Annotated in this window: 3 protein-coding genes; 1 reads left to right on the top strand and 2 read right to left on the bottom strand. The window is 74.3% G+C overall.

The annotated features are described in order from the left end of the window. The first annotated feature begins 89 nt into the window (after positions 1–89). Positions 90–1,445: a peptidoglycan DD-metalloendopeptidase family protein gene (locus tag Q7W29_10250; protein MDO9172200.1), complete on the top strand. Its 1,356-nt coding sequence runs from the start codon at positions 90–92 to the stop codon at positions 1,443–1,445. Here Q7W29_10250 and Q7W29_10245 read toward each other — a convergent pair. Then, positions 1,442–2,914, bottom strand: coding sequence for a DUF4340 domain-containing protein (locus Q7W29_10245; GenBank protein ID MDO9172199.1), 1,473 nt, complete (start codon positions 2,912–2,914; stop codon positions 1,442–1,444). The two genes, Q7W29_10250 and Q7W29_10245, sit on opposite strands and share 4 nt — an antisense overlap. A 42-nt stretch (positions 2,915–2,956) precedes the next feature. Continuing rightward, positions 2,957–4,425 (bottom strand): Gldg family protein (locus Q7W29_10240; GenBank protein ID MDO9172198.1); only part of this gene is annotated, 1,469 nt, incomplete at its 5' end.

Below are 4,425 nucleotides of genomic sequence, written 5' to 3'. Positions count from 1 at the left end.
ATCCGCCCCAGGCAAGGAGGCTCGTCCTGCTCCGTTCCAATACCCAGCGTCGCATCTTCGCCCTAGGGGCGATAATCTCTTCGGCCGCCGTGCTTTACGTACTGGCGGACATCCTGCCGTCGGCGCCCCCCGAGCGCTTCGGCGGCGACCACGCCGCCGCCCTGCTCGACCCCGACTTCCGCCCCGGGACCGACATCCTCGAATCCGGAACGCTCGTCAACGTGGTCGGCAACGATGCGGGCAGCCTGCCCGAACTGTCCGCCGAGTCGGCGGAACGCCAGCTCGTCCTGAAGCGCAACGAAACCTTCTACGACGCCCTGCGGGCCCTCGGCGGCAACCACGACGACGTCATCGCCCTGGTGCAGTCCTGCAAGCCCTACCGCAACCTGGGCAAGGTCCGCCGCGGCGACGTCTTCCACTACGCCATGGGCGCGGGCGGGAAGATCGAGCGCCTGCGCTTCGACCTCGAGGACCAGGAATCCTACATCACCATGCAGCGCCGGGCCGACGGATCCTACGAGGCCTTCGAGCTGACCTACCCGGTCGAGCACGTCCCGACCGTGGTCTGCGGCATCGTCAACGCCTCGCTGTTCGAGAGCCTCGAGGACGCCGGCGCGCCGGCCGCCCTGGCCTCGAAGCTGGGCGACATCCTGGGCTGGGAGATGGACTTCCGCCGCGACATGCGCCGCGGCGACACGTTCCGCGTGCTGTACGAGGAAGTCCGGCGCGACGGCAGGTTCCTGCGCACGGGCCCGGTCCTGGCCGTGGAGTACACCAGCGCCGACCACACCCACCGCGGCTACCGCTTCGTGCAGCCCGACGGCAGCATCGGCTACTACACCGAAGAGGGCCTGAGCCTCGAGAAGCAGCTGCTGCGGGCCCCGATCGAGTACGCCCGCATCTCCAGCGAGTTCTCGTCGCGGCGGCTGCACCCGGTGCACGGCCGCTACATGCCCCACTACGGCGTCGACTACGCCGCGCCCGTCGGCACGCCGGTGCGCGCGGGCGGCAACGGCGTGGTGGCCGAGGCGGCCTACGAGGGCGGCAACGGGCGCTACGTGAAGATCGTGCACAGCAACCGCTCGTACGAGACCTACTACCTGCACCTCTCGCGCTTCGCCGACGGCCTGCGCAAGGGCGCGCGGGTGCGCCAGGGCGAGGTCATCGGCTACGTCGGCGCGACGGGCACGGCGACCGGCCCGCACCTGGACTACCGCGTCCGCAAGGACGGCACCTGGGTCAACCCGCGCACGCTGAAGCTGCCCGCGTCCGAGCCGATCGAGCGCGAGTACCTGGCTGCCTACCAGGCCACCGCGGCCCTCTACAGCTATTGCCTGGGCTCGCAGCCCGCCGGCAGCGGCACGCACATGATGGCCGTGATGATGCCGCTGGTGCCCGTCGCGGACGGCAACCTGCTCGCCTCGCTGACCCAGCCCTCGTCCTAGGGAGCCTCGGCGGCCGCCAGCAGGAAGGTCCGCAGCGAGGTCAGGATCTCCGGATCGACCACGAACAGGGCGCCCCCGACGGGCGCCCTTCCTCTTGCCGGCGCCGAAGCCACGGTCGTCAGGAGGGCCGCGGCGCGCCCGTCGGCCACGCCCAACCGTACGGTGGACAGCGCGGCTTCCGGCGCCGCCGCCGAGCCGGGCAGCCAGCCCGTCTGCTCGTTGACGGGATACCCGCCTGCCAGCGGGTCGCGTCCGTCGGCCGACGCCGGCAGGACGTCCTGGATGTCCGCGCGGTCGAACAGCACCACGACGTCGCCCGCCAGCTCGTCGAGCCGGGAACGGCCGGACGGCCGCGCCACGCGCCAGCCCTCGCCGGACTTCACCGTCAGGATCCCGCCGAGCCCCGGCGACGACAGGGCGAACGAATCCGCGGCCGCCAGCGTGGCGGTCAGCAGCCCCAGGTGCAGCGACGACGCGAGGTCGGCCCGCCAGTTCCGCAGGAGCTGGTCGGTCATGACCAGCACGGCGCGGCCGCCGTCGCGGCGGCCGAGGACGCGCTCCTGGCCGGCCGGTCCGCCGAACGCCGCCTCGTGCCGCTGCCCGTCCGCGCCGCTGGCGATCACCGTCAGCTCCCCGGCGGCCGGCGGCGCCGCGCTCGCCGACGGGTCGCGGAATTCCAGCACCCGGACGTCCGCCAGCAGCGACAGCAGGTTGAGCAGGGAGTTGTCGCGGGCGCGGTACCAGGTGGTCCCGTCGGCGTCGCGCCGGCGATCGGCGCGGTGGGCCTGGTAGCGCTGCGCGGCCGGCGAGCGGGCCAAGTCGTCGGCGGGTCGACGCAGCCACCACCGCCGGTCGCCGTCACGGGCGTAGAGGTCGGCCGCGGGGACGCCCGGCGCCCGCACGCGCACGGTGTCGATGCCCGCCGGTTCGAAGAGCGGCCACAGGTCGCGGGCCCGCAGGGCGTCCGGCAGCGTGGCCAGCAGCGCGGGCAGCGCCGCGGCGACCACGTAGACCCGGCCGTCGCCCTCGTCGCGGACGTAGCTGTGCCCGGTGACGGGGTTGCGGTGCCCGATGGTGACGGCGCCGCTGCCTTGCGGCGTCGTCACCGCCAGGCGCCAGGCGTCCGGTCCGTCCAGGCCGTAGGCGGGGTCCCCCGCCGCGCCGGCGATCTCCGGCGAGCGTTCCGACGTCTGCATGGTCCCGATCAGCCGCTCGACGGACTGGGGGTCGGGCAGGTCGCGGACGTCGCCGTCCAGGCGCCAGCCCCGCGCGGTCCGCTGCAGGACGACGTGCCGTCCCGGCCCGTAGAGCTCGCAGCCGCTCATCTCGGCGAGGGGGAACGGGAAGAGGCGGTCGCCGCCCGGTTCGTCGCGGCGGTCGCCGCCGCGCAGGTAGAGCACCGTCGCCGCCGCCAGGATCGGCAGCAGGATCCAGAAGCCGCGGGGCAGCAGGCCGGGGCGGAACTTCAAGGCGGGCCTCCGGCGTCCGGGCGCGCTCGCCGGCGGACGAGGTCAGTGGTGGCGGCGCCGTCGCACGACGACCGCCGTGGCCAGCAGCCCGACGACCAGGGGCCAGGCCGCGATGCAGATCCAGCCGGCCAGCCGGCGCTGGGTCGCGGTGAGGATCAGGGGTTCGCCGCCGGCGCCGGGGGCGCGCGCCGCGATCAGGACCTGGTCGCGGGACAGCCAGCCCAGGGTGTTGAGCAGCAGGTCGCGGTTGCCGTAGAGGTTCAGGGCCGAGTTGGCCGCGAAGTCGGCGTCGCCGAAGACCACCAGGCGGGAGTCCTCCGCCTCGCGGATCACCGACCGCGGCCCGTCGGTCCCGACCTTGTCGAGCTCGCGCAGGCGGCGGGTGACCTCGGTATCGGCCGGGAGTTCCGGCGCCGCGAGGGGATCCTCCGCGGCGTCCGGATCGCGCGCCACCGTCAGGGCCACCACGAAGGGCAACGGCCCCGCCCGATCCTGGCCCTCGTCGAAGACCGGCCGCCCGCGCGCCACGGCCTCCGGGTCGGACTCCGACCAGCTGTCCTCGTCGGAGAGGATCAGGGTGCGGGCCTCGACCCCGCGCGTGGTCGGCGCCAGAGGCAACAGCGACTGGCAGAACGGGAACAGGGTGACCATGCCGTCGAGCCCGCGCGTGATCTCGTGCGGGCCGTAGGCGGCGGTGACCATGAACAGCTCGTCGACGCGCAGCTGGGTGTTGGCGCGCGACGCGGTGACCAGGAAATCGTCGCCCAGGCCGACGTTGAAGCGGCGCAGCCAGGTCGCCACCGACGGGGGCGTGCCGGGGTCGAGCATCAGCAGCAGTGCTCCGCCGCGGGCCAGGAAGCGGTCGAGGGCGGCGAGCTCGGCGCCCGAGAACTCCTCGCGGGGACTGGCCAGCGCGACGACCGCCGCGTCGGCGGGGATCTCCGGGGCCGCGGGCAGCAGCAGGGTGCGCAGGACGTAGCCCTCGCGGGCGACGGCGTCGGCGTAGGCGGACATGCCGATGCGGTCGCGGTCGTCGAGCCGCCGCTCGCCGTGCCCCTGGATGTGGTAGACGACCGGCCGCGACCCGCTCACGACGCGGTAGAGGGCGTTGACCAGCGCGGTCTCGTCCGGGTCGAGCAGCCGCCGGCGGCGCTCCCCGCAGGTGACCACGACGGAGCGCTCGGTGGTCACGCCGTACTCCTGGACGCGCGCCAGGTCGGTCTCGGGATCGAAGACCTGCGACGCGAGGCCCGGCATGCGGTCCCCGAAGGAGGTCAGCATGGCCTCGACGGCGCGGCGGCGCGGGTCCAGGCGCTGGTAGAAGGCCGCCACCTCGACCTCGCGGTCCAGGACCGACAGCACGCGCACCGTCTGCGGCGACAGGCTGTTGCCGCGGTCGCGGGTCCAGTCCCAGACCAGCGGGGCGCGCGCGGCGGCCAGGTCCAGCACCACCAGCAGGGCCGCCAGCGCCAGGGGCGTCGCCCAGCGCGCGGCGCGGCGCGCGCCGGCCA

Source organism: bacterium (genome assembly GCA_030654305.1).
Lineage (GTDB): Bacteria > Krumholzibacteriota > Krumholzibacteriia > LZORAL124-64-63 > LZORAL124-64-63 > PNOJ01.
This window is presented reverse-complemented; position numbering and strand designations above follow the sequence as displayed.